This window comes from Burkholderia lata, from assembly GCF_902499025.1.
Classification (GTDB): domain Bacteria; phylum Pseudomonadota; class Gammaproteobacteria; order Burkholderiales; family Burkholderiaceae; genus Burkholderia; species Burkholderia lata_C.
Genome location: NZ_CABVPW010000010.1, coordinates 77891 through 100929, shown reverse-complemented (window position 1 = coordinate 100929; position 23039 = coordinate 77891). Strand labels below are relative to the sequence as shown.

The 23039-nt window shown below is 66.2% G+C and carries 22 protein-coding genes; 11 read left to right on the top strand and 11 right to left on the bottom strand.

Going from position 1 to position 23039, the window contains the following annotated elements:
- Nucleotide 1: 1 nt before the first annotated feature.
- Together BDI24065_RS12345 and BDI24065_RS12340 are read right to left on the bottom strand one after the other, a co-directional pair.
- Nucleotides 2-1612 carry a peptide ABC transporter substrate-binding protein gene (locus BDI24065_RS12345; protein ID WP_175031497.1) on the bottom strand — a complete coding sequence of 537 codons (1611 nt, stop codon included), beginning with the start codon at nt 1610-1612 and terminating at the stop codon, nt 2-4.
- Between the two features lie 179 nt (nt 1613-1791).
- Entirely contained in the window at nt 1792-2373 is a 582-nt protein-coding gene (locus BDI24065_RS12340) for a cupin domain-containing protein (protein ID WP_011353729.1), read from the bottom strand.
- 500 nt (nt 2374-2873) lie between these two features.
- Between BDI24065_RS12340 and BDI24065_RS12335 the strand changes: the two genes are divergently transcribed.
- Both BDI24065_RS12335 and BDI24065_RS12330 read left to right on the top strand, forming a co-directional pair.
- Nucleotides 2874-4394: a peptide MFS transporter gene (locus BDI24065_RS12335; RefSeq protein ID WP_175031496.1), complete on the top strand. Its 1521-nt coding sequence runs from the start codon at nt 2874-2876 to the stop codon at nt 4392-4394.
- A 116-nt stretch (nt 4395-4510) separates the two neighbouring features.
- Nucleotides 4511-4717, top strand: coding sequence for a hypothetical protein (locus BDI24065_RS12330; protein ID WP_175031495.1), 207 nt, complete (start codon nt 4511-4513; stop codon nt 4715-4717).
- Nucleotides 4718-4763: 46 nt separating this feature from the next.
- Here BDI24065_RS12330 and BDI24065_RS12325 read toward each other — a convergent pair whose 3' ends face one another.
- The 3 genes from BDI24065_RS12325 to BDI24065_RS12315 all read right to left on the bottom strand — a co-directional run bounded on the left by BDI24065_RS12325 (nt 4764) and on the right by BDI24065_RS12315 (nt 7494).
- Nucleotides 4764-5885 (bottom strand): OpgC domain-containing protein, encoded by a 1122-nt coding sequence (locus BDI24065_RS12325; protein WP_175031494.1) that lies wholly within the window; start codon nt 5883-5885, stop codon nt 4764-4766.
- Nucleotides 5886-6281: 396 nt separating this feature from the next.
- Nucleotides 6282-7181 carry an EamA family transporter RarD gene (gene rarD, locus BDI24065_RS12320; RefSeq protein ID WP_175031493.1) on the bottom strand — a complete coding sequence of 300 codons (900 nt, stop codon included), beginning with the start codon at nt 7179-7181 and terminating at the stop codon, nt 6282-6284.
- Between the two features lie 16 nt (nt 7182-7197).
- On the bottom strand, nt 7198-7494 hold the full coding sequence (locus BDI24065_RS12315; RefSeq protein ID WP_174971501.1) for an acylphosphatase: 297 nt from the start codon (nt 7492-7494) through the stop codon (nt 7198-7200).
- Nucleotides 7495-7670: 176 nt separating this feature from the next.
- On the opposite strand from BDI24065_RS12315, the gene hpnA reads away from it, so the two are divergent.
- From hpnA to BDI24065_RS12300, 3 genes are all read left to right on the top strand, one after another.
- Nucleotides 7671-8678: a hopanoid-associated sugar epimerase gene (hpnA, locus tag BDI24065_RS12310; protein ID WP_011353724.1), complete on the top strand. Its 1008-nt coding sequence runs from the start codon at nt 7671-7673 to the stop codon at nt 8676-8678.
- A gap of 108 nt (nt 8679-8786) precedes the next feature.
- Nucleotides 8787-10247: a phage tail protein gene (locus tag BDI24065_RS12305; RefSeq protein ID WP_175031492.1), complete on the top strand. Its 1461-nt coding sequence runs from the start codon at nt 8787-8789 to the stop codon at nt 10245-10247.
- Between the two features lie 390 nt (nt 10248-10637).
- On the top strand, nt 10638-11699 hold the full coding sequence (locus BDI24065_RS12300; protein ID WP_217481811.1) for a T6SS immunity protein Tli4 family protein: 1062 nt from the start codon (nt 10638-10640) through the stop codon (nt 11697-11699).
- Between the two features lie 223 nt (nt 11700-11922).
- On the opposite strand, the gene BDI24065_RS12295 is transcribed toward BDI24065_RS12300, so the two are convergent.
- Nucleotides 11923-13110 (bottom strand): glycosyltransferase, encoded by a 1188-nt coding sequence (locus BDI24065_RS12295; RefSeq protein WP_175031490.1) that lies wholly within the window; start codon nt 13108-13110, stop codon nt 11923-11925.
- A 402-nt stretch (nt 13111-13512) separates the two neighbouring features.
- Here BDI24065_RS12295 and ispH point away from each other — a divergent pair, with 402 nt between their 5' ends.
- Together ispH and hpnH are read left to right on the top strand one after the other, a co-directional pair.
- Complete coding sequence (gene ispH, locus BDI24065_RS12290) at nt 13513-14454, top strand: 4-hydroxy-3-methylbut-2-enyl diphosphate reductase (protein ID WP_175031489.1); 942 nt, start codon at nt 13513-13515, stop codon at nt 14452-14454.
- Nucleotides 14455-14466: 12 nt separating this feature from the next.
- Nucleotides 14467-15627: an adenosyl-hopene transferase HpnH gene (gene hpnH, locus BDI24065_RS12285; RefSeq protein ID WP_175031488.1), complete on the top strand. Its 1161-nt coding sequence runs from the start codon at nt 14467-14469 to the stop codon at nt 15625-15627.
- Nucleotides 15628-15857: 230 nt separating this feature from the next.
- On the opposite strand, the gene BDI24065_RS12280 is transcribed toward hpnH, so the two are convergent.
- Nucleotides 15858-16346 carry a hypothetical protein gene (locus tag BDI24065_RS12280; protein WP_175031487.1) on the bottom strand — a complete coding sequence of 163 codons (489 nt, stop codon included), beginning with the start codon at nt 16344-16346 and terminating at the stop codon, nt 15858-15860.
- Nucleotides 16347-16569: 223 nt separating this feature from the next.
- Nucleotides 16570-16947, bottom strand: coding sequence for a hypothetical protein (locus BDI24065_RS12275; protein ID WP_175031486.1), 378 nt, complete (start codon nt 16945-16947; stop codon nt 16570-16572).
- 61 nt (nt 16948-17008) lie between these two features.
- Here BDI24065_RS12275 and BDI24065_RS12270 point away from each other — a divergent pair, with 61 nt between their 5' ends.
- From BDI24065_RS12270 to BDI24065_RS12255, 4 genes are all read left to right on the top strand, one after another.
- Nucleotides 17009-17254 (top strand): hypothetical protein, encoded by a 246-nt coding sequence (locus BDI24065_RS12270; RefSeq protein WP_175031485.1) that lies wholly within the window; start codon nt 17009-17011, stop codon nt 17252-17254.
- Nucleotides 17255-17439: 185 nt separating this feature from the next.
- Nucleotides 17440-17793: a DOPA 4,5-dioxygenase family protein gene (locus BDI24065_RS12265; RefSeq protein ID WP_175031484.1), complete on the top strand. Its 354-nt coding sequence runs from the start codon at nt 17440-17442 to the stop codon at nt 17791-17793.
- 117 nt (nt 17794-17910) lie between these two features.
- Nucleotides 17911-18342 (top strand): nuclear transport factor 2 family protein, encoded by a 432-nt coding sequence (locus BDI24065_RS12260; RefSeq protein WP_175031483.1) that lies wholly within the window; start codon nt 17911-17913, stop codon nt 18340-18342.
- Nucleotides 18339-19748: an MFS transporter gene (locus BDI24065_RS12255; protein WP_175031482.1), complete on the top strand. Its 1410-nt coding sequence runs from the start codon at nt 18339-18341 to the stop codon at nt 19746-19748. The genes BDI24065_RS12260 and BDI24065_RS12255 overlap by 4 nt, the downstream gene beginning before the upstream one ends.
- A 68-nt stretch (nt 19749-19816) precedes the next feature.
- Here BDI24065_RS12255 and trhA read toward each other — a convergent pair whose 3' ends face one another.
- From trhA to BDI24065_RS12240, 3 genes are all read right to left on the bottom strand, one after another.
- Nucleotides 19817-20437 (bottom strand): PAQR family membrane homeostasis protein TrhA, encoded by a 621-nt coding sequence (gene trhA, locus BDI24065_RS12250; protein WP_175031481.1) that lies wholly within the window; start codon nt 20435-20437, stop codon nt 19817-19819.
- A gap of 181 nt (nt 20438-20618) precedes the next feature.
- Nucleotides 20619-20825 (bottom strand): YbdD/YjiX family protein, encoded by a 207-nt coding sequence (locus tag BDI24065_RS12245; RefSeq protein WP_011353713.1) that lies wholly within the window; start codon nt 20823-20825, stop codon nt 20619-20621.
- 12 nt (nt 20826-20837) lie between these two features.
- Nucleotides 20838-22916, bottom strand: a complete 2079-nt coding sequence (locus BDI24065_RS12240; protein ID WP_043181239.1) for a carbon starvation CstA family protein — start codon at nt 22914-22916, stop codon at nt 20838-20840.
- Between the last annotated feature and the right edge of the window lie 123 nt (nt 22917-23039).

Here is a 23039-nt window from a genome sequence, read left to right as displayed (position 1 = left end):
CTCAGTGCTTGATCAGGTACATGTCCTGCGAAGCACGCATGTCGATCACGTTCTTCAGCGAGTAGCCGCCCACATAGGGCTTCACGAGACGGTCGGCCGAGTACTGGAACAGCGGCACCATCGGCGTGTCGTTCATCGCCGTGTCGTGCGCCTGCGTGAGCAGCGCGGCGCGCGCCTTGTCGTCGAGCTTCTGGTTGCCGTCCTCGACGTACGTGTCGACCTGCTTGTTGCAGTAGCCGACGGTGTTCTGCGAGCTGCCGCAGCGGATCAGGTCGAAGAAGGTCATCGCGTCGTTGTAGTCGGCGAACCAGCCGTCGCGCGCGATCTGCACCTTGCCGTCATGCCGCTCCTTCATCAGCACCTTGAACTCGACGTTCTCGAGCTTGGTGTTGATGCCGAGCTTCGTGCGCCATTCCGACGCGGTAAACAGCGCGACCTTCTTGTGCAGGTCGTTGGTGTTGTACGTCAGCGTGAACGACAGCGGCTTCGCGTCCGAGTAGCCGGCCTGCTTGAGCAGGTTCTTCGCGGTATCGACGCGCTTGGCCATCGGCCACGACGCCCATTCCGGCGTGAACGGCTGCACGCCCTTCGTGCCGTTCGGCATCAGGCCGTACATCGGCTTCTCGCCGGCCTGCGTGAGCTTCGACGTCAGCACGTCGCGATCGATCACCATCGACAGCGCCTGGCGCACGCGCTTGTCCTTCAGTGCCGGGTCGCTGTTGTTCAGGTAGTAGTAGTAGGTCGCGAGCTGCAGGCCCGGGCGCAGTTCGCCGCCGAACTGCTTGCTGACCTGCTGGAAGATGCCCGACGGGATCGAGTAGCTGTAGTCGATCTGGCCGGCCTGGTACATGCGCATCGCGGTCTCGTCGCTTTCGATCGGCAGGAACGTGACCTTGTTGATCACGACCTTCGACGCGTTCCAGTACTTCGCGTCCTTCGTCACGACGATGCGGTTGTTCGGCTGCCAGTCGACGAGCTGGTATGCACCGTTGCTGACGATATTGCCCGGGCGCGTCCATGCGTCGCCGAACTTCGCGACGACGTCCTTGTTCACCGGCACGAGCGGCGCCATGGCGGTCAGCTCGGGGAAGAACGCGACGGGTACGTCGGTCGTCACCTCGAGCGTGTACGGATCGACGGCGCGCACGCCGAGCGTCGACGGCGCGGCCTTGCCCGCGATGATGTCCTTCGAGTTCTTCACGAACTCGACGAGGATCGTGTATTTCGAGCCGGTCTTCGGATCGACGAGGCGCTGCCACGAATAGACGAAATCGGCGGCCGTCACGGGCTGGCCGTTGCTCCACTTCGCGTCATGGCGAAGCTTGAAGACCCACGTCGTCGGCGTCTTGTGTTCCCACGACAGCGCGACACCCGGCACGACCTGGCCGGCTGCATCGATGCGGGCCAGCCCTTCGAACAGGTCGAGGCCGATCGTGTTGCCGGTCCACGACTCGATGTGCGCCGGGTCGAGCGACTCGACCTCGGCGGGCACCTGTCGCGTCAGGTCCTGTTGAGGAGCGAGCGCGACGTTCGACGGAACGGTAACGGCGTGGGCGACAGGCGTCAGGGCGAGCGCGGCCAGCACGGCCGACATGGCATGCAAGGATTTCATCGTGGCAGTCTTGAGAAGGGTTGTTCGGTGAGCGTCGCGCGGCGGATGCCGCGGATTACGCGTGAGACGCTGACGGGTGCAGCGATTGAGGAGGCCCGTGATTCTCGTATTGCATTTTAGTATTCCTTACGTTTCTTTCGACAGGTATTCCGTCTTCGAAACGAAGGAATACCTGTGCGTTAGAACAGCCTCGGTGTACCGACCCAGACCACCACCGACTCGATCTTCGCGGTGTTGACCCAGCTGTGCGGGACCGTCGACTGATAGTGCGAGCTGTCACCGGCCTGCAGGACGAACGTCTTGCCTTCCAGCGTCAGCGACACTTCCCCTTCAATCACATACAGGAACTCCTCTCCTGCATGTGTCGTCACCTCCGACCGCTTCTGCCCCGGCGGCATCCTCACGAGGATCGCCTCCAGCTGGCGCCCTTCGGACACGTTCGTCAGCCTCGCGAACAGGTTCGCCGAATCGGCAAACCCGAAGAAGCGCAGCTGCTCGCCTCGGCAAACCGAGCGTTCTTCGCTCGGCGTATCCACAAAGTACTGCACCGTCACACCGAGCGCGTGCGCGATACCGGCCAACGATGTCAGCGACGGCGACGCGAGCCCGCGTTCGACTTGAGACAGAAACGGCTTCGAAATCCCCGCGGCGGTAGCGGTGTCGTCGAGCGTGCGCTTGAGTCGTTGGCGCAACGCGCGAATCTTGCTGCCCAGTGCGGCGGTAGCGTTTGCAGACCGCGAGTTTTCAGTGGGGGGAACCATAGCAGGCCGAAAAGTGATCGTCAAAAAATGTTTGATGGAAAATAACTAAGTTAGAACGATATAGCTTAGTCTTCGGGTTCGCACACGTCTTCGGTGTTGAGCCCGGTGCACTAAACGGGACACGAAGCGAGCGAAATGACGCGCTATCTTGCCAGACTCGCCGGCTTCACAGGCAAGCTGCAAGCGGCTCTCCGGGAATATTCGGAGGGCCGGCACGAAAGCTTACAAATAGATGATGAGACGAATGTTCCTGAAAGCTACTGCCACATTGGGAGTTTCCCTAGGTGGCAGGACCCTGACGCACCGGACCGGCACCCGCTACCATGCGCGCGCCGGTCGGGGCCCCTCCCCGCCACACCCGGCGGAGTCAGACCCCGGCCCGGGCTAACCCGCCCGACTGCTCCATCGCCAGCACGAAGCCTACCCGGCCCATTGTGCACCGGCGCCAGTTCGACCCCTAGACGACGCGCGATCCGTGCCGTCCGTTTCAAACGAGATTGATGATGCAACCACCCGTTTCACAAACCCGATCGTTCACGACGGTCTTCCTCATCGAAATGTGGGAGCGCTTCGGCTACTACGGCATGGCCGCGCTCCTGGTCCTCTTCATGGTCGACCGGCTCGGTTTCACCGACAGCCATGCGAACCTGACCTGGGGTGCGTTCACCGCACTCGTCTATGCGGCACCGTCGATCGGCGGCTGGATCGGCGACAAGGTGCTCGGCGCCCGTCGCACGATGATCATCGGCGCGTCCGTGCTGTGCGCCGGCTACCTGATGCTGTCGGTACCGAACGATCACCTGACGTACATGTACGCGTCGCTCGGCGTGATCGTCGTCGGCAACGGCCTGTTCAAGGCCAACGCGGCCAACCTCGTGCGCCGCATCTATGAAGGCGACGACGCGCGCATCGACAGCGCGTTCACGATCTACTACATGGCGGTCAACATCGGCTCGACGGTGTCGATGCTCGCGACGCCGTGGATCAAGGATCACTGGGGCTGGCACGCCGCGTTCGCGGTCTGCTGCGGCGGCATGCTGCTCGCGATCCTCAACTTCATGCTGATGCATCGCACGCTCGCGCACGTCGGCTCGAAGCCGGACGACGAACCGATCCGCTGGAAGCGCCTCGGCGCGGTCGCACTGGGCGGCGTCGGACTCGCGCTGATCACGCTGTACGTGCTGCAGCACAAGCAGCTCGCCGTCGCCAGCGTGTGGACGGCAGCGTTCGCGATCCTCGCGATCTTCGCGTACATGATCGCGAAGTCGGAGCGCTCGGAGCGCGCGGGCCTGATCGCGGCGCTCGTGCTGATCGGCCAGGTGATCCTGTTCTTCATCTTCTACGTGCAGATGTCGACGTCGCTGACGCTGTTCGCGCTGCGCAACGTCGATCCGCGCTTCATGCTGTTCGGCACGACGCTGTTCACGTGGAGCGCCGCGCAGTTCCAGGCACTGAACCCGATCTGGATCATGCTGCTGAGCCCGGTGCTCGTGTGGGTCTACAACGCCGTCGCGAAGGGTGGCCGTGACCTGCCGGTCGCCGCGAAGTACGCGCTCGGCTTCGGCGCGGTGGCCGCCGGCTACCTGGTGTTCACGATCAGCGGCCGCTACGCGGTCGACGGCCGCGTGTCGTCGTGGTTCATGGTGTGGGGCTATGGCCTCTACTCGCTCGGCGAACTGCTGGTGAGCGGCCTCGGCCTCGCGATGATCGCCCGCTACGTGCCGGCGCGCATGAGCGGCTTCATGATGGGTGCGTACTTCGTCGCGACGGGTGTGTCGCAGTATCTGGGCAGCGTCGTCGCGAACTTCGCGCAGATGCCGTCGCACGAACTGCCGGCCACCGAATCGCTGCCGCTCTACCTGTCGCTGTTCGAGAAGCTCGGCTGGCTCGCCGCAATCGGCATGCTGCTCGCGCTGCTGCTGCTGCCGCTGATGAACCGCCTGTCGCGCCAGCACCAGCGCTGCACGGAAGAGCGTCGCGAAGAAGCGCTGCAGGCGCAGGCCGCCGCAGCGGCCCAGTAAGGGCTATCCCTCGGCGTGCGGCTAGCACGCCACATTCTCCCGCCGGTTGCGCGATTGCGTCCTACACTGGTTGCAAGCAGTGCATCCGCCGAGATGCGCACTGGCGGGAGAAGACCATGAAAAGCAAAACGACGCGGCTGCTGAGGATACTGTCGGACATCCGGCACGCTCAGCGCTGCACCGCGATACGCGCCGCGCGCGCCGCGGCCGAAGCCGACGCGGTACTCGCGGAGCGCGACGATCCGGCGCCCGACGAACGCGACGACGCCGAATCCGACGACGCCACCGTCGTCCCCCGCTCCCGTATCGGCTCACCTCACTGACGCCGCGCAGCACGCTCCGTGCCGCACGCGTCGTCTCCCGCGCCGCTCACGCGGCCGCGCCGCGCCACCGCGCGATCCACGTTCCCGAACCGGCCACGGCCATCATCAGCCCGAGCGCGCACGCGTCGGCCGCGAGCCCCACGCCGACATGCCGCAGATCCGCGCTGCGCACGACCGGATGCAGCAGCGAGTCGATGACGAGCGAAATCGCCGCGCCCGCGACGAAGCAGATCAGCCCGCGCTGGCCCACGGCCACGACGGGCCGCACGCCCTGCGCGATCCGCGCGATCCAGCCGAAACGCACGCAATCGGCCATCAGCCACGCAATGGCTGCGAAGCTCACGACGCGCGGCAGCGCGAGATCGCGCTTGAACACGCCTTCCGGCAGCGGCAGCCCCGAGAACAGCTTGTAGCTCGCGCAGCCGAGCACGACCGCGCACGCGACGCCCGTCGCCGCGGCGCTCCAGCGCCCGAGCGCGATGTGCCGGTAGAACGGCTGGCAGCGCGCGAGCACGCCGGCGACGAACATCAGTTGCCACGCGAACGGATTGAAACTCCAGCGGAATCCGTCGGTATCCAGCAGCTCGGGGCCGAGCCAGCCCGCCGTCAGCCACGACGCGATGCTGAGCGCGACCAGCAGCCACGGATGCCGGCGCGCGAACGGCACGAGTACCGGCGACGCGAGCGCGAACAGCACGTACATCGGCAGCACCGACGCGAGATAGGGCTGGCGCTGGAACGTCAGCAGTTCGGCGAGCCCCGTGAGCGGCGACGCGAGCATCACGCTGACGTCGTCGAGCGCGAGGTTCGGCGCATCGATCCCGTAGTGGTCGAGCACGACCGACACGACGAGCATCAGCGTCGAGGTCGCGAGAAACGCGCGGTAGATCTGCATCGCGCGGCGCACGAACCGCTTTTGCGCAGCGCGCGCGCCGTGCCGTTCGGCGATCGCGCCATAGGCGCTCGCGGTCGCGAAGCCGCCGAGAAAGACGAAAACTTCGGCCGCATCGCACAGCGCGAACGCGTGCAGCGTGACGCGCGACAGCACGCTCGCGCCGATGTGATCGACGACGATCATCAACAGCACGATGCCGCGGAAGAAATCGACTTCGATCAGGCGGCCGCTGCGCGACGGCGCAAACGTGGCGGCAGGCGGGCTCAACGACATGCGCGCACCTGCACGATGGCGGTGCAGCACGCACCAGGAAGTGAATCGGGAAGGAGAAGGCGAGCAGAATCAGCCGCGATACGCGTATGCTCGCATCGCGCCAACCCGGCCGGCCAGGCACGGAGATGACCGTTCATTGAAAGGCTGCATACGAAGGGAAGTCGGTGAGGCCAGTCTAATGGCCGATCCGGGGAGACCCTAAGTAACAAAGTGCAACCGAATCTTCTGTTCGATTACAGGCGCGAGCCGTGTCGTGCGAAGCGGGCAGCGTCGACAGACTCGCGTCAGCGCGACGCCAGCCCGCGGTCAGCATCGATGTGTTCGACCGCTGCGGTGTAGCTGTTTTCGATACACGACGCGGCACGCTGCATGCAGCCGCCGCATCGCGTTCGACGTTTATCCGCGCGTGGGCAGGCGCCGCATCAGCATCGCGCTGTGCCACGCGGTCAGCGCAACGGCGACCCAGATCGGCCCGTATGTCGCGAGCTTCGCGACGCTCAGCGTCTCGCCGAGCAGCAGCAGCGACACCGCGACGAGCAGCACGGGCTCGACGTAGCCGAGAATCCCGAACAGCGCCATCGGCAGCATCCGGCTCGCCTTCAGGTAGCTGGCGAGCGCGAGCGTGCTGAGCACGCCGAGGCCCGGCAGCAGTGCGGCCCACAGCACCGGATGGTCGGCCACCTGCGTCGCACTGGTCACGACCATCGCGAACGCGATCGGGCACAGCAGCGCGATCTCGACTGCGAATGCGGCGAGCGAATCGGCGTTGATCCGCCGGCGCAACACGAAATACGGCGGATAGCCGAGCGCGACGACGAGCGTCGGCCACGCGAACGCGCGCGTCGCCCACACTTCGTGCGCGACGCCGAGCGCGGCGCACGCGACCGCCGCCCATTGCAGCGGATCGAGCCGTTCGTGATAGTAGAAGCGGCCGACGAGCACCATCGTCAGCGGCAGCAGGAAATAGCCGAGCGACACTTCGAGCATGCGGCCGTGCAGCGGCGCCCACAGGAACAGCCACAACTGCACGCCGAGCAGCGCGGCGCTCACGGGCAGCGCAATCAGCAAGCGCCAGTCGCGCACGCTGCGCCGAAGGAGTTCGACGAGCGCGGGCAAGCGGCCGCGCAGCGCGATCAGCGCGAGCGCGCCCGGCGCGGTCCACAACACGCGCCACGCAAAGATGTCGAGCCCCGTGAGCGGCGCGAGCAGTTTCGCGTAGGCGGACATCAGCGCGAACAGCGTCGACGCCATCACCGACAGCATGAGGCCGCGCCCGGCCTCCGGATACCCCGTCATGATCGTTCTGCGCCTCTTACTGCTGCTGGAAGCGCTCGAAGCGCTTCTCGGTCTGGCGTTCCTCGAACGTCACCTCGGTCACGTGCGCGGCCGGCGGGCCGTGACGCAGCCACGCGAGCATCCGGTCGATCTGCGCGCCGGGGCCCTGGATCATCGCCTCGACGGTGCCGTCCTCGAGATTCGCGACCCAGCCGCGCAGCTTCAGCGCATGCGCCTCGCGCACCGTCGCATGACGGAAGCCGACGCCCTGCACGACGCCGCGCACCCGCACGTAGTAGGTCTCGATCCGTTCGTCCAGTTCATTGCGGCTCATCGCGTCGCCCTCCCGTTGCATTCAAGCCCGGCATTGTAGTCGCGTCGGCCGCTTCGCACACGGGCCGGGGCGCGTTCGCACCCGTCGCGGCCTTGCGTCGCCGCGCGCGCCGACCACGTACAATCTCGCCGACGCTCAACCGCCGCGCGGCCCGCGCGCGGCCCTGAAGGAAACGCATGACTGATACCTCCCGCGATCTCGTTCTCGTCACCGGTGCGTCCGGTTTCGTCGGCTCGGCCGTCGCGCGCATTGCGCAGCAGAAAGGCTATGCAGTGCGCGTGCTCGTGCGCCCGACCAGCCCGCGCACGAACGTGGCGGATCTCGACGCCGAGATCGTCACCGGTGACATGCGCGACGAGGCGTCGATGCGCGCCGCGCTGCGCGGCGTGCGCTACCTGCTGCACGTCGCGGCCGACTACCGGCTGTGGGCGCCCGATCCCGACGAGATCGAGCGTGCGAACCTCGAGGGCGCGGTCGCGACGATGCGCGCGGCACGCGCGGAAGGCGTCGAGCGGATCGTCTACACGAGCAGCGTCGCGACGCTGAAGGTGACGAGCGCCGGCGATCCGTCCGACGAAAACCGGCCGCTCACGGCCGAGCAGGCAATCGGCGTCTACAAGCGCAGCAAGGTGCTCGCGGAACGCGCGGTCGAGCGGATGATCGCCGACGAGGGGCTGCCCGCCGTGATCGTCAATCCGTCGACGCCGATCGGCCCGCGCGACGTGAAGCCGACGCCGACCGGCCGCATCATCGTCGAAGCCGCGCTCGGCAAGATTCCCGCGTTCGTCGACACGGGGCTGAACCTCGTGCATGTGGACGACGTCGCGCACGGCCACTTCCTCGCGCTCGAGCGCGGCCGGATCGGCGAGCGCTACATCCTCGGCGGCGAGAACCTGCCGTTGCAGCAGATGCTCGCCGACATCGCGCAGATGACGGGCCGCAAGGCGCCGACGATCGCGCTGCCGCGCTGGCCGCTCTACCCGCTCGCGGTCGGCGCCGAAGCGGTCGCGAAGTTCACGAAGAAGGAGCCGTTCGTCACCGTGGACGGGCTGCGGATGTCGAAGAACAAGATGTATTTCACGTCCGCGAAAGCCGAGCGCGAGCTCGGCTACCGTGCGCGCCCGTACCGCGAAGGGCTGCGCGATGCGCTCGACTGGTTCGGCTCCGCGGGCTACCTGAAGTAACACAAAGCGGCGTGCTTCACGCCGCTTTGCGCACTTTGTTACACGTCCCGCGCGGCCCGGCACCGGCGCAGCGGTTAAAATCGCGGGTCTTACGCAGAGAAGACACGCATGAACCTGAACGATCAGATCGCTTCGCTCACCATGGGCGTCGATCAGCTCCTCCACGATCACCACGCCGCGCAACAGGCGGCCCGCAGCGCGGAAGCCTTCGCGCGCGCCGCAGCAACTGAGGCCCAGGCCGCAGCAGAGCGTCACGCCGCCGCGGAAACCGAAGCGCAAGCCGCCGCGCAACGCCACACGGCGGCCGCCGCCGATGCCGAGGCCGCGCAGCAGCGCCACGCCAGCGCGACCGCCGCGGCCGAAGCCGCCGCCCAGCGTCATACCGATGCCACCGCGCAAGCCGAAGCCGCGTCGCAGCGCCATGCGGAAGCCACCGCGCTGACCGAAGCGCTCGCGCAGCGTCACGCGGATGCCGAAGCCGCGTCGCAACGCCACGCGGCAGCGATCGCCGAAGCCGAGGCCGCCGCGCAGCGTCATTACGCGGCAGCCACCGAAGCCGATGCAGCCGCGCAGCGCCATACGGCCGCGACCGTCGAAGCCGAGGCCGCTGCGAAGCGTCACACGGAAGCGACCGCCGACGCCGAAGCGGCGACGCAGCGTCAGGCAGCCGCCATCGCCGAAGCCGAAGCCGCCGCGCAACGCCACACGGCAGCGATCGCCGAAGCCGAAGCGCTCGCGCAGCAGCACACGCAGGCCATCGCGGAAACGCAGGCCGCCGCGCAGCGTCACGCCGACGCGACCGCCGAGGCCGAAGCCGTCACGCAACGCCATACCGAAGCGATCGCGCAGGCCGAGGCGGCCGCACAACGCCACGCCGACGCTACCGCTCAGGCCGAGGCCGTCACGCAGCGCCACACCGAAGCGATCGCCCAAGCCGAAGCGGCTGCGCAGCACCACGCGAAGGCCATCGCCGACGCGGAAGCGCTGGTCGAGGCCGTCGTCAAGGAAGCCGCGACGAACGCAGTTGCCGCCACCGCTGTTGCGGCGGAAGTCGTCGAACCTGCGCCGGCCGGCACGCCGGCGGCGGAACCGGCTGTGATCGCGCCTGCGCCGGCCGTGGCCGAAGCGGTGGAAGTCGCTACAACGACCGATGCCGAAACGGCCATCGTCGCGACGGCGCAAGCCGAAGCGCCGGTTGAAGGCGAAGTCGAAGCCGACGCCGTCACCACCGCGGCCCCGTCCGACAAATCGACGCTGCACGTGTCGCGCCCGACGCAGAACGAACTCACGCTGACCGTCAACGGCGAATCGATCACGCTGCAGCCGGAGCAACTGGGCCAGCTGATCGAGGAACTCGCGCACGTGCGCGCGTCGATGCAGCCCGAACCGCCGCCCGGCATCCCGGCCGGCTGGCGCTTCGTGACGACGAAGAACCCGATGATGGCCGTGCAGAAGCAGGCGAACGGCGACCGCCTGCTGGTCGCCCGCCATACCGGCTACGGCTGGGTGCCGTTCACGTTCTCGCCGGACGTCGTGGTCCAGATGTACATGATGCTGACCCAGCGGTAAGCACGCGCGCCCCGGCGCCAAAGAAACAGCCCGATCCGGCCACACCCCGAAAGTTGGATTTTTTAGTCCGGCTTTTGGGGTGTTTTGCATGACACGGAGCCGCGTGAAGATTCGGGTAATGGCCCACACCCCTCACGGACGCGAATCGCCCGACCTGGAGACGTTGCACTCGACCCGGGGCCACGGCTGATATCGACTGACAACAACCCGAAACAGTTCTGACGGATGTTTCGATATTCCGGCAAGCGCCAATTTGAATTTCAGCCCCCCAGCAGTCCCAAAGCCATTTCGATTGATTTGGAAAATCAAGGGTGTGCTATGGTGCATCGCGAATATGGTATAGCTTGCTCCGCCAGTTCAGCGGTCAGGCGCATCTGCCCTGGGAGGCGCATGAAGTTGCAGCGACTCATAGCATTGACCCTTGCATTTCTGTCGGCGACTTGCATGGCGGGCGAACCGAGCATCAACGACTCGAAAACATACTGTGTTGGCCGATATCTTGTCGATGTTCCGGCAGACATGACGCTATACGCACAGATGGGCGAATATATGTTCGGCCTCGTTCAAACCAATACAAAATATCCGAGCATTTCCGCTTTCCAACAGAGAATGAAGGCAAGAGAGAATGGACTGAAGAAGCTACAGCGCAAGAGTGATCTTGCTTTTGATCAAGCAATCGATTTGCGCGACAACGGAATGATATTCCTCAAATCTGCGGTCATGTACCGAGAAAAAATTCTCGGCCTTGAGGCATATAAGTGGATTAATGGCAGAACCTTTTTCATCGACACCGACGGATTCGATCCTGATAAATACACCCAAATTACTGAAAATCTAAAAAATAGATTTTTACCGAGCCTCCGGGCACGCCAGCCAAATCAGATTCCTCAGGATGCGGGGTTTTGCTTAAAAGATGGGTACTTTGCCGATGACGGGAAGACGCCGCAGCACGAAATTGCATCGATCACGTTCGATCTGCCAAATGCCCCGAGCCTACTCGTACACGTAACGACGATGACGGCCAAACCGGATGCGAAGTCGTTATTGCAGCGAATCGATAGCGGCGTCATTCCCGGAGCGCTGCAATCACTCGTGTTGGGTATTCGCACCTTGCAACGCGGCGAACATGACGTGAACGGGCGCAAAGGGGAGGAAGGCCTGTGGTCGCTACCGACGGATGGCGGCTTCCGCGCTTATCAGTTCCACTGGGAGGCGCAAGGAAGACACTTGTCCCCACTCGAACCTACGCTTTCCGTTGAATTGACGACGCGCGCCGACCAACCGCCCGGCTTGACCGAGGAGCAGGCAACCAGGCTGTTCGAATCGATTGTGAACTCGGTCCGGCTGCGCCCAGCGTCCGACGGCGATCAGGTAAGCAAAACGGCAACGCCGCCTGTTCCGTCGAATGCCGTCGTGCAGACGGAAGCAGCCGGTCTGCGTAGCGGCTGGTGAACGTGTTCCGAAGCGAATGGACTTCCGTCGTCGCCGATAGCCGTCAATCCGTCGAACTCGGGGCGGTCATGCCATCGATCGACATTCTGGATCGGCCCGGCATTCCGGACCGTATGCCACGGTCGGACGAATACAAACGCCCAAAACAAAACAGCCCGACCGGTTTCCACCGGTCGGGCTGTTTGCTTTCCGACAGCCGGGAGGCACGCCTCCCGGGCAATACTCAGCGATCCACCGGCGCCTGCACGCGCGCCTTCCACTGGCCGCCCTTGCCGCGCCAGTAGCGCCACGCGGACGCGAACGTCGCGCCCACGTAGAACAGCGCGACGAGCGGCAGCGCCGGCGCCCACAGCGGCGAGCGACGGTAGTAGCGCAGCATCGGCGCATACGCGGCGCACATCGACGCCCACGCGAGCCACGCCGGCCATGCGCGCGCGCCGTACGCGAGCGCCGCGACGGGCGGCACGAGGTAGATGATCGTCATCCCGAGCAGCGTGCCGGCCAGCAGCAGCGGCGAATAGTGCAGCTGCGTGAACGCGGTGCGCGCGATCATGTTCCAGATGTCGCGCCAGCTGTCGTACGGGCGCAGCGACACGCTGCGGTCGGCCAGGTCGAGCCGGATCGGATGGCGGCCTTCGCCGCGATGCTTGATCTGCGCGGCGAGGCTGCAGTCGTCGATCAGCGCGCCGCGGATCGACTCGATGCCGCCCGCTTCCTCGAGCGCCGTGCGCTTGACGAGCATGCAGCCGCCCGCGGCGCCGGCCGTCCGGTTGCGCGGGTTGTTGATCCACGAGAACGGGTAGAGCTTCGCGAAGAAGAACACGAACGCCGGGATCAGCGCCTTTTCCCACACCGAATCGCAACGCAGCCGCACCATCAGCGACACGAGATCGCGGTTCTCAGCCTGGGCGCGGGTGACGAGCTGCGCGACGGCGTCGGGCGGATGGCCGATGTCGGCATCCGTCAGCAGCAGGTAGTCGGCCGGCAGGCCGAGCGCCTGCACCGCCGCGATCCCCTGCGACTGCGCCCACACCTTGCCCGACCAGCCGGCCGGCAGCGGCTTCGCGGCCAGCACCGTCAGCCGGTCGGCGCGATTGATCGCGAGCGCGGCCGCGCGGGCTGCGTCGGCGGTGCCGTCGTCGCTGTGGTCGTCGACAATGATCAGATGAAAATCACCCGGGTAATCCTGCTCGAGCAGCGAAGTCGCCGCTCGGGCGATCACGTCGGCTTCGTTGCGCGCCGGCACGACCGCCACGACGGCCGGCCAGCCGGCCTCGGCCGCCGCGCCGCGCGCCTCGGGCGGCAGCGGCCGCGCGGGCACCGCGCGCCAGAACCCGCCACGCGCGACGAGCAGCACGATCCAGATCATCAGCGACAGGCCGGACACCAGGAAAGCAAGGACCAGCATCATCGGCACGCCTCCTGCCGGGTGCCGGCATCGGCGAAATCAATGGGGGTCAGGAACAAAACGCCCGAAACCGCACGGGCGGCCGGGCAATACGCGTAAGAATCGACGGTCATCGAATGGCCTTGAAATGAGCGCGACGCCGGGCAGCCGGAGCGGCTGCCCGCGAAACCGCATAGTTTACTGGGTTCCGCGCGCGCCAGCGCCGACGCGGCTCTCCCGCAAATGCAACACGCCAGATACAGCACCAGAGCAAGGACTTCCCGATAGAGTTAAAATGCGCGATTAATTCGGGGTTCCGGGGCCTGGCCGGCCGGTTCGTTCCTGCCTTCATAACATCAAGCCGGGGCGAGCGAGCGAGTGCCAGCTCCTCGAACCCCGGCGTCTGTCGTCGGAGTTCGCTCACTTATGCGAGTCATCCTTGCCCAGCCCCGCGGCTTTTGTGCGGGAGTTGTCCGTGCGATCGAGATCGTCGATCGCGCGCTGCAACAGCACGGTGCGCCGGTCTATGTGCGTCATGAGATCGTGCACAACCGGCATGTCGTCGAAAATCTGCGTAATAAAGGGGCGCGATTCGTTGAGGAACTCGACGAGGTGCCCCACGGCGCTGTCGCGATCTTCAGCGCGCACGGTGTCGCCCAGACGGTCGAGCGCGACGCGGAAACGCGCGGGCTCGACGTGCTCGACGCCACCTGCCCGCTCGTCACGAAAGTGCACGTGCAGGGCCGCCAGTATGTCGCGGCGGGCCGCCGGCTGATCCTGATCGGCCATGCGGGCCACCCGGAAGTCGAGGGTACGATCGGCCAGATTCCGGCCGAGGTGATCCTCGTGCAGAGCGAAGCCGAAGTCGATACGCTGACGGTGCCTGTCGATACGCCGGTCGCGTACATTACGCAGACCACGCTGTCGGTCGACGACACGCGCGGCATCATCGAAGCGCTGCAGCGCCGGTTCACCGACCTCGTCGGCCCGGACACGCGCGACATCTGCTACGCGACGCAAAATCGCCAGGCCGCCGTGCGCGAGCTGAGCGAACAGGTTGACGTACTGCTCGTCGTCGGTGCGACGAACAGCTCGAACTCGAACCGCCTGCGCGAGATCGGCACCGAAAGCGGTGTGCCGAGCTACCTCGTCGCCGACGGTTCAGAAGTAAAGGCCGAATGGTTCGCGAATGCGCAGACCGTGGGCCTGACCGCCGGGGCGTCCGCGCCCGAGGAGATGGTCGAAGATGTAATCGGCGCGTTGCGCGCACTGGGTCCCGTCGACGTCACGACGATGGCGGGCCGTGAGGAAAAAGTCGAATTCAAGCTGCCGGCGAAGCTCACGCAAGCTGTCGCCCGCGAAGTTTAAGGAGGACATCTCTTGTCTATTCCGCTGCTCCAGCAAGTCCGCGTCGGCGCGTACATCACGCGCCAACACCTGTCCGGCAACAAACGCTATCCGCTCGCGCTGATGCTCGAGCCGCTGTTCCGCTGCAACCTCGCTTGCAACGGCTGCGGCAAGATCGATTACCCGGACCCCATCCTCAACCAGCGTCTGTCCGTCCAGGAATGCCTGGAAGCGGTCGACGAGTGCGGCGCACCGATCGTGTCGATCGCAGGCGGCGAGCCGCTGCTGCACAAGGAAATGCCGGAAATCGTCCGCGGCATCATGAAGCGCAAGAAGTTCGTCTACCTCTGCACGAACGCGCTGCTGATGGAAAAGAAGATGGACGACTACCAGCCGAGCCCGTACTTCGTCTGGTCGGTCCACCTCGACGGCGACCAGCAGGCGCACGACCACTCGGTGTCGCAGGAAGGCGTGTACGACAAGGCGGTCGCGGCGATCAAGGAAGCGAAGCGCCGCGGCTTCCGCGTGAACATCAACTGCACGCTGTTCAACGATGCCGTGCCGGAGCGCGTCGCGAAGTTCTTCGACACGCTGAAGCCGATCGGCGTCGACGGCATCACCGTGTCGCCGGGCTACGCGTACGAGCGCGCGCCGGATCAGCAGCACTTCCTGAACCGCGACAAGACGAAGAACCTGTTCCGCGAAATCCTGAAGCGCGGCGAAGGCGGCAAGCGCTGGTCGTTCAGCCAGTCGTCGCTGTTCCTCGACTTCCTGGCCGGCAACCAGACCTACAAGTGCACGCCGTGGGGCAACCCGGCGCGTACCGTGTTCGGCTGGCAGAAGCCGTGCTACCTGGTCGGCGAAGGTTACGTGAAGACCTTCAAGGAACTGATGGAAGACACGAACTGGGACAACTACGGCGTCGGCAACTACGAGAAGTGCGCGGACTGCATGGTCCACTGCGGCTTCGAAGCGACCGCCGTGATGGACACGATGGCGCATCCGCTGAAGGCGTTCGCCGTGAGCCGCAAGGGCATCAAGACCGACGGCCCGTTCGCACCGGACATTCCGATCGACAAGCAGCGTCCGGCCGAGTACGTGTTCTCGCGTCACGTCGAGATCAAGCTCGAGGAAATCCAGCGCGCCGGCAAGGGCAAGCTGCAAAAGCCGGCGAAGCCGGCAGCAGCAGCCTAAGCGCGTTTCGCCACGCGGGGGCCATGCCTCCGCGCCGGCGGGAAAAAAGAAGCGCCACGGAGTCCGCTCCGTGGCGCTTTTGTTTTGGGCCGCGGTTTCGAGTCGCGCTCCGCCGTCACCGTATCGATTGCCGCGACAGCCACGCATGCGTTGAAACCACGCGATTGCGCTGGCTGCGCCGGTGCGGCCGGCCCTGTCTCCTCCATCCTCCCTGCGAAACCGGTGCGACGCTACGCGGCCAGCGATTCGGCCGCATGCATGCGCATCTTCTCCGCCGCGCTCGCGACGAGCGCCGGCTGGCCGCTCGACGCGAACGTGCAGACGTGCGCCCACAGCTCGGCCAGCCGATGCCGCGTGAGCGTCGTGACGCACGTGTCGTTCGCCGCGAGCACATGCTCGAGCACCGCGCATTCGTCGTCGCGCAGCGTCCATGCGCCGCTTTGCGCCGCACGCGCCACGCCCGCATCGAGCGCACGCTCCGCGTCGACGCACAGGTCGATGTCCGCGTCCGCGCACACCGCATCGTCGAGCGCCAGGAACACCAGGTAGACGCTCGTGCGCAAGCGCATCAGCAGCGCCTCGTTGCCATGCCCGCCACGCAGCGCGACGAGCGCCATGTGGCATTTCAGCGAGATGTCGCGCGCATGCACGGGCGGCAGCGGCAGCAGCCACTCGCGGGTCAGCGGCACGTGGCGACGGTGCTTTCGGTTGCCCTTCATGATGGGCTCCCGTCGGCGGGCGCGTCGCTCGCGTCGAAAGCCGGCCATCCGATGCGGCACACAACGACATCGCGGCGCGCATCGCGCAGGTGCTTCGCACGACGCCGCGCGCCGTGCCCGTCATTCCGCCGCTGCGTCGCTCGCGCGTCCGGCAGCCGGCTCGGCGCCGACGCGCGCACGACGCCGGCAAATCGGATCGTGCAAGGCATGCTCGTCTCCTGCATCAGAACGTGTTCTCGCCCTTCAGGTAGTACGCGGTCTTCACGAAGAACGCCTTGACCGGATGGCCGCCCTGCGCATCGCGCGCGGCGCGCGCTTCCATCTCGGCCCGCTCTTCGCGCGACCGGTCCGGCACCGGATTGTGGACACGTTCGAGCGCGCGCTGCATCGCGAGCGGATAGTTCTGGTTGCCGGCCGACGTCGCGCGATAACCGGCGCGCGTCATCTGCATCAGTTGCGCGTCGGTTTCGGCACGCGCCGCCGACCAGCTCGACAGCGAGGCATTCGATGCGCCGTCTGGAACGACCGACTGCGCAAAGCTGACGGCGGGCAGCGCAACGAGTGCACAGGAAAGTACAGCAACGGGAACGAGGGATCGCATCGTGGCCTCCAGTTGGTTGTCCCCGCATCGATCATGTTCGACGATGCGTTGAAACCATCGTATGACGCGCCGCATTCCGCTTGAATATCCGATTCCGCAATTGATATTTTCGGCTTCGAAATCCGGCGCGCAAACCGCGCCATGCGCGAATCCCGCCCAACAGGAATTTCTTTATTTCATTCAACGCCCTGCGCGCATGTGTTCAGACGATCCGAAGCAACGCATGCAGCGCTTTTTCAATTTCCGAAATGACGTGTTGCCGATGCGATCGCGGCCGGCGTACCTGCCGGCAAGGCTTCCGGCGTGATATCGCGCGTGCGGATACCTCAAGCCACGGACTTGTCGGATCGAACGGTTCTTGTGATTCAGGACAAGTCATCGCGTCCGGATTGCCGGATCGCGACACGACATGCACAGCAAGGACGCGCGATAATCATGCATCGGCCGTTTCGCACGGCATCTCATGCATTCCCATTTTTCTCGAGTCCTTCCATGGCTGCCCTCGACACCACCGCCATCCACAGTTGGCACGCGCACGTCTATTTCGATGCGGCCAGCCGCGACGCGGCCTGGGCGTTTCGCCAGGTCGTCGACGAACGGTTCGGCGCGGTCATCGAACTCGGCCGCTTTCACGAACGCCTCGTCGGCCCGCACCCGGCCTGGTCGTACCAGATCGCGTTCGACGCCGCGCGCTTCGACGACATCGTGCCGTGGCTCGTGCTGAACCACGGCGCGCTCGATATCTTCCTGCATCCGAACACGAACGACGAACTGCGCGACCATCGCGATTGCGCGGTGTGGATCGGGAAGTCGTATGGGCTGAATCTCGACGCACTGGCCGGATAACGGCCGGCACGCGGCCGCCTGCGCCGCGGCGACATCCACGTTTCGGGTTGACGTGAAACGTCCCGCGGCGGCGCGGCCATACAGTGGGTTCCGTTATCGATGCCTGCGGAACCCGCCATGACACACACCGACGCCGATGCCCGGCACATTTACGAAGGCTGGCACGCGGCCGTGGTCGCGCGCGACGTCGATGCGCTGATGGCGCTGTATGCCGACGACGCGGTGCTCGAAACCCCGCTGATCGTCGTCGCGCTGCCCGATCATGGCTCCGGCGTGCTGCACGGCAAGGCCGCGATCGGCGAATTCTTCGCGGCCGGCCTGCGCAACCCGGGCAACAAGCTCGGGCGCTGGTACCGTACCGGGCTGTTCTTCTCGAACGGCCGCCAGCTCACGTGGGAATATCCGCGCGCCACGCCGGACGGCGACCAGGTCGATCTCGTCGAGGTGATGGATCTGCGCGACGGGCTGATCGTGCATCATCGCGTGTACTGGGGATGGGTCGGCTTTCTCGCGTTGCGAGTCGCTACGCCGGCGCCCGACCGCGCATGACGGCCGCCGTGCCGAATCGCGCCGCGGCCCGCCGCGTGCTCGCCGCGACCTGCGTGAGCTACACGCTCGTGCTGCTCGACGCGTCCATCGTCAACGTCGCGCTCATCGACATCGCGCACACCTTCGGCAGCCACGTCGCCGGCCTGCAGTGGATCGTGAACGCGTACACGCTCGCGTTCGCGAGCCTGCTGATGACGGGCGGCACGCTCGGCGACCGGCTCGGCGATCGCACCGTCTATGTCGCGGGGCTCGCGGTATTCGTCGCCGCGTCGGCGCTGTGCGGCGTCGCACCGAACCTTCCGGCGCTCGCGATCGCCCGCGCGTTGCAAGGTGTCGGCAGCGCGATGCTGGTGCCCTGCTCGCTCGCGCTGCTCAACCGCGCATTCCCCGAACCGGCCGCGCGCGCGTCGGCGATCAGCCTGTGGATGGGCTGCGGCGGCATCGCGATGGCGTCGGGCCCGCTGATCGGCGGCCTGCTGATCCATCTGTTCGGGTGGCGCAGCCTCTTCTTCGTGAACCTGCCGCTCGGGCTTGCCGGCATCTGGCTCGGCCGCACGGTCGCGCGCGCTGCCGTCGTCGACGCCTCGCGGCATTTCGACTGGGGCGGCCAGGCCGCGGCCATCGTCGCGATCGCGGCGCTGATCGGCACGCTGATCGAAGGCCCGTCGCTCGGCTGGCACTCGGCGCCGATCGTCGGCGGTGCGGTGACGAGCGTCGTCGCGTGGATCGCGTTCATCTGGATCGAAGCGCGGCGCCGTGAACCGATGCTGCCGCTCGCGTTCTTCCGCAACCGGCTGTTCGCGGGATCGACGTTCGTGTCGATGGCGTCGGCGTTCGTGTTCTACGGCCTGCTGTTCGTGCTCAGCCTGTTCTATCGGCAGATCCGCGGCGCGAGCCCGCTCGACACGGGCCTCGCATTCCTGCCGATGACCGCGATGGTTGCGCTCGGCGGGCTGTGCTCGGGCCGGCTGGTTGCACGCTTCGGCTCGCGTGGCACGATGTGCGCGGCGTTTGGGCTCTATGCGGCCGGCGCGCTCGGCATGACGGGCATTGGTGCAACGACACCCGCATGGCTCGCCGTGGCGCCGATGCTCGCGATCGGTTTCGCATCGGGATTCATCTCGCCGGCCGCGACGTCGCCGGCGCTCGGGACGGTCGACCGGCGCCGCGCCGGCGTGGCGGCGGCCGCGCTGAACGCGGCACGGCAGAGCGGATCGGCGCTCGGTGTGGCAATTTTCGGTGCGTGCATTGCAACGCTGCAGCCGTTTCCGGCGGCGATGCGGGTAGCGCTCGGCATCGCGACCGGATTGTCGGCGCTCGCCGCCGCGACATGGTGGATCACGGCGCGGCCGACACCGGTATCCGGCGAACCGGCCGTGCAGTTGCGGACCGCCACGCGCCGGTAACGCCTGCTCCGGCAGGCGCGCCCGCGGCACGGCCGGCGCGCCTTCACCGGATCAACGCCGCCCTGCGCTCACGCAACGTACATCGCGACACTGACGAACTGGCACAGGCTCCCGGCCAGCACGAACAGATGCCAGATGCCGTGCCCGTGGCGGATGCGTTCATCGTTGACGAAGAAGTAGATGCCCGCGCTGTAGATCAACCCGCCGGCCACGAGCCACGCAGTACCGACCGGCGGCAGCGCATGGATCAACGGACGCACCGCGACGAGTGCGAGCCAGCCCATCGCCACGTACAGGATCATCGACAGCAGGCGCGTGCGCCGCCCGAGCGTCAGTTCCTGCACGATGCCGAACACGGCCAGCCCCCAGCTCACGCCGAACAGCGACCAGCCCCACGGGCCGCGCAGCGTGACCAGCGTGAACGGCGTGTAGCTGCCGGCGATCAGCAGGTAGATCGCCGAGTGGTCGCACTTCTGCAGGATCGCTTTCAGGCGCGGATTGCGCACGCTGTGGTACAGCGTCGAGATCGCGTAGAGCAGGATCAGCATCGCGCCGTATACGCTGAAGCTCACGACCTTGTACGGATCGCCCTCGAGCGCGCCCATCGTCACGAGCGCCACGAGACCGACCACCGACAGCACCGCGCCGACGAGATGGGAAATGCTGTTGAAACGCTCACCGACATGCACGACGTGTTCTCCTGCGGGTCCATCGGGAAAAGAGGGAACCCTATGATACCGGCCGGCGGATTTTGCCGTGCTGCGCTCGGGCAAACGGCGCAGCGCGCCGCCGGCCCGCCAATGAAAAAAGCGCCGCGACATGCATCGCGGCGCTTCCCTTTCGATTACCAAACTGCGTGGGCAGCCGAGCTCAACAGCACTTCCCCGCCCCCGACCCGTACCGCGCATTCTGACGTTCGCGGAAGAATTCCTCGTACGTCATCGGCTCGCGGTCCGGATGGGTTGCGCGCATGTGCGCGACGTAGGTGTCGTAGTCGGGCAGGCCGACCATCAGCCGCAACGCCTGCCCGAGGTAACGCCCCGCGCTGCGCAGGTCGCTGCCAAGATCGCTGAACATCGCGGCCTCCCCTTAACGTCCGCTGCCGAGCGCCTGCGCGGCCGGCATCGCTTCGTACGGCGTTTCGCGCACGGTCGGCTTCGACTCGCGGCGCGCGCGCAGCACGGCGATCACGCCGTACACCGCGATCGCCACGACGACGAAGATGAACAGCCCGGCCAGCGCCGCGTCGATGTAGTCGTTGAAGATGATCCGCTGCATCTGCGCGATCGACTTCGCCGGCGCGAGCACCTTGCCTTCGTCCACTGCGGCCTGCAGCTTCGCGGCGTGCGCGAGGAAGCTGACCTTCGGGTTCGCGTCGAAAATCTTCTGCCAGCCGGCGGTCAGCGTACAGATCAGCAGCCACACGGTCGGCACGATCGTCACCCACGCATAGCGCTCCCGCTTCATCTTGAACAGCACGACGGTGCCGAGCACCAGCGCGATCGCGGCAAGCATCTGGTTCGAGATGCCGAACAGCGGCCACAGCGTATTGATGCCGCCGAGCGGATCGACCACGCCCTGGTACAGGAAGTAGCCCCACGCGGCCACGCACAGCGCGGTGGCGACCAGGTTCGCGGGCAGCGACTCGGTGCGCTTGAGCGCCGGGTGGAACGTGCCGAGCAGGTCCTGCAGCATGAAGCGGCCCGCGCGCGTGCCGGCGTCGACGGCCGTCAGGATGAACAGCGCCTCGAACAGGATCGCGAAGTGATACCAGAACGCCATCATCGCTTCGCCGCCGATCACCTGGTGCAGGATGTGCGCCATGCCGACGGCCAGCGTCGGCGCGCCGCCCGCGCGCGCGATGATCGTCGTTTCGCCGACGGCCTTCGCGGTCTGCGTCAGCATGTCGGGCGTCAGCACGAAGCCCCATTGCGTGACCGTGTTGGCCACCGCTTCCGGCGTCGTGCCGAGCACGGCGGCCGGTGCGTTCATCGCGAAGTAGATGCCCGGCTCGATCACGCTCGCGGCGACCAGCGCCATGATCGCGACGAACGATTCCATCAGCATCGCGCCGTAACCGATGAAGCGCGCGTTGGTTTCGTTGTCGATCAGCTTCGGCGTCGTGCCCGACGAGATCAGCGCGTGGAAACCCGACACCGCGCCGCACGCGATCGTGATGAACAGGAACGGGAACAGGCCGCCCGACCACACCGGGCCCGTGCCGTCGACGAACTTCGTCAGCGCGGGCATCTTCAGTTCCGGCGCGACGACCAGGATGCCGATCGCGAGGCCGAGGATCGTGCCGATCTTCAGGAAGGTCGACAGGTAGTCGCGCGGCGCGAGCAGCAGCCACACCGGCAGCACCGATGCGACGAAGCCATAGCCGATCAGGATCCACGTGAGCTGCGTGCCCGTGAACGTGAACCACGCGGCGAGCGTCGGCGAATCGTGCACGTGCTGGCCGAACGCGATCGACGCCATCAGCAGCACGAAGCCGATGATCGACACTTCGCCGATGCGGCCCGGACGGATGTAGCGCGTGTAGACGCCCATGAACAGCGCGATCGGGATCGTCGCGGCGACGGTGAACGTGCCCCACGGCGAATTGGTCAGCGCCTTCACGACGATCAGCGCGAGCACCGCGAGGATGATCACCATGATCAGGAACGCGCCGAACAGCGCGATCACGCCGGGCACCGTGCCGAGCTCCATCTTGACGAGATCGCCGAGCGAGCGGCCGTCGCGGCGCGTCGAGATGAACAGCACGATGAAGTCCTGCACCGCACCGGCGAACACGACGCCGGCCAGGATCCACAGCATGCCGGGCATGTAGCCCATCTGCGCGGCGAGCACGGGCCCGACGAGCGGGCCGGCGCCGGCGATCGCGGCGAAGTGATGGCCGAACAGCACGTACTTGTTGGTCGGCACGTAGTCGAGGCCGTCGTTGTACTTGACGGCCGGCGTCATCCGCAGCCCGTCGAGCTGCATGACCTTGCTGGCGATGAAACGGCTGTAGAAGCGATACGCGATCAGATACACGCAGACTGCGGCGATCACGATCCAGAGGGCACTGACGCGCTCGCCGTGTGCGAGTGCGATCGTGCCGAACGCGAACGCGCCGAGCAGCGCGACCGCAATCCAGAGCAGGGTACTGGAAGCCCGATTCATGGCGTCTCCTGGTCTCCAATGTGGTTTTAGATGGCATGCGACGAGGGTGCCGCATACGCGTGACGTCGATGCGTCGTGCCACGGCCTCGCAACGGCCGCGACGATGGGCCGTAGTATTCCGTG

What these genes read in the sequence shown, in the direction of transcription:
- BDI24065_RS12345 (WP_175031497.1), bottom strand. Translation starts at nt 1,612, where the DNA reads ATGAAATCCTTGCATGCCATGTCGGCCGTGCTGGCCGCGCTCGCCCTG.
- BDI24065_RS12340 (WP_011353729.1), bottom strand. Translation starts at nt 2,373, where the DNA reads ATGGTTCCCCCCACTGAAAACTCGCGGTCTGCAAACGCTACCGCCGCA.
- BDI24065_RS12335 (WP_175031496.1), top strand. Translation starts at nt 2,874, where the DNA reads ATGATGCAACCACCCGTTTCACAAACCCGATCGTTCACGACGGTCTTC.
- BDI24065_RS12330 (WP_175031495.1), top strand. Translation starts at nt 4,511, where the DNA reads ATGAAAAGCAAAACGACGCGGCTGCTGAGGATACTGTCGGACATCCGG.
- BDI24065_RS12325 (WP_175031494.1), bottom strand. Translation starts at nt 5,885, where the DNA reads ATGTCGTTGAGCCCGCCTGCCGCCACGTTTGCGCCGTCGCGCAGCGGC.
- rarD (WP_175031493.1), bottom strand. Translation starts at nt 7,181, where the DNA reads ATGACGGGGTATCCGGAGGCCGGGCGCGGCCTCATGCTGTCGGTGATG.
- BDI24065_RS12315 (WP_174971501.1), bottom strand. Translation starts at nt 7,494, where the DNA reads ATGAGCCGCAATGAACTGGACGAACGGATCGAGACCTACTACGTGCGG.
- hpnA (WP_011353724.1), top strand. Translation starts at nt 7,671, where the DNA reads ATGACTGATACCTCCCGCGATCTCGTTCTCGTCACCGGTGCGTCCGGT.
- BDI24065_RS12305 (WP_175031492.1), top strand. Translation starts at nt 8,787, where the DNA reads ATGAACCTGAACGATCAGATCGCTTCGCTCACCATGGGCGTCGATCAG.
- BDI24065_RS12300 (WP_217481811.1), top strand. Translation starts at nt 10,638, where the DNA reads ATGAAGTTGCAGCGACTCATAGCATTGACCCTTGCATTTCTGTCGGCG.
- BDI24065_RS12295 (WP_175031490.1), bottom strand. Translation starts at nt 13,110, where the DNA reads ATGATGCTGGTCCTTGCTTTCCTGGTGTCCGGCCTGTCGCTGATGATC.
- ispH (WP_175031489.1), top strand. Translation starts at nt 13,513, where the DNA reads ATGCGAGTCATCCTTGCCCAGCCCCGCGGCTTTTGTGCGGGAGTTGTC.
- BDI24065_RS12280 (WP_175031487.1), bottom strand. Translation starts at nt 16,346, where the DNA reads ATGAAGGGCAACCGAAAGCACCGTCGCCACGTGCCGCTGACCCGCGAG.
- BDI24065_RS12275 (WP_175031486.1), bottom strand. Translation starts at nt 16,947, where the DNA reads ATGCGATCCCTCGTTCCCGTTGCTGTACTTTCCTGTGCACTCGTTGCG.
- BDI24065_RS12270 (WP_175031485.1), top strand. Translation starts at nt 17,009, where the DNA reads ATGACGCGCCGCATTCCGCTTGAATATCCGATTCCGCAATTGATATTT.
- BDI24065_RS12265 (WP_175031484.1), top strand. Translation starts at nt 17,440, where the DNA reads ATGGCTGCCCTCGACACCACCGCCATCCACAGTTGGCACGCGCACGTC.
- BDI24065_RS12260 (WP_175031483.1), top strand. Translation starts at nt 17,911, where the DNA reads ATGACACACACCGACGCCGATGCCCGGCACATTTACGAAGGCTGGCAC.
- BDI24065_RS12255 (WP_175031482.1), top strand. Translation starts at nt 18,339, where the DNA reads ATGACGGCCGCCGTGCCGAATCGCGCCGCGGCCCGCCGCGTGCTCGCC.
- BDI24065_RS12245 (WP_011353713.1), bottom strand. Translation starts at nt 20,825, where the DNA reads ATGTTCAGCGATCTTGGCAGCGACCTGCGCAGCGCGGGGCGTTACCTC.
- BDI24065_RS12240 (WP_043181239.1), bottom strand. Translation starts at nt 22,916, where the DNA reads ATGAATCGGGCTTCCAGTACCCTGCTCTGGATTGCGGTCGCGCTGCTC.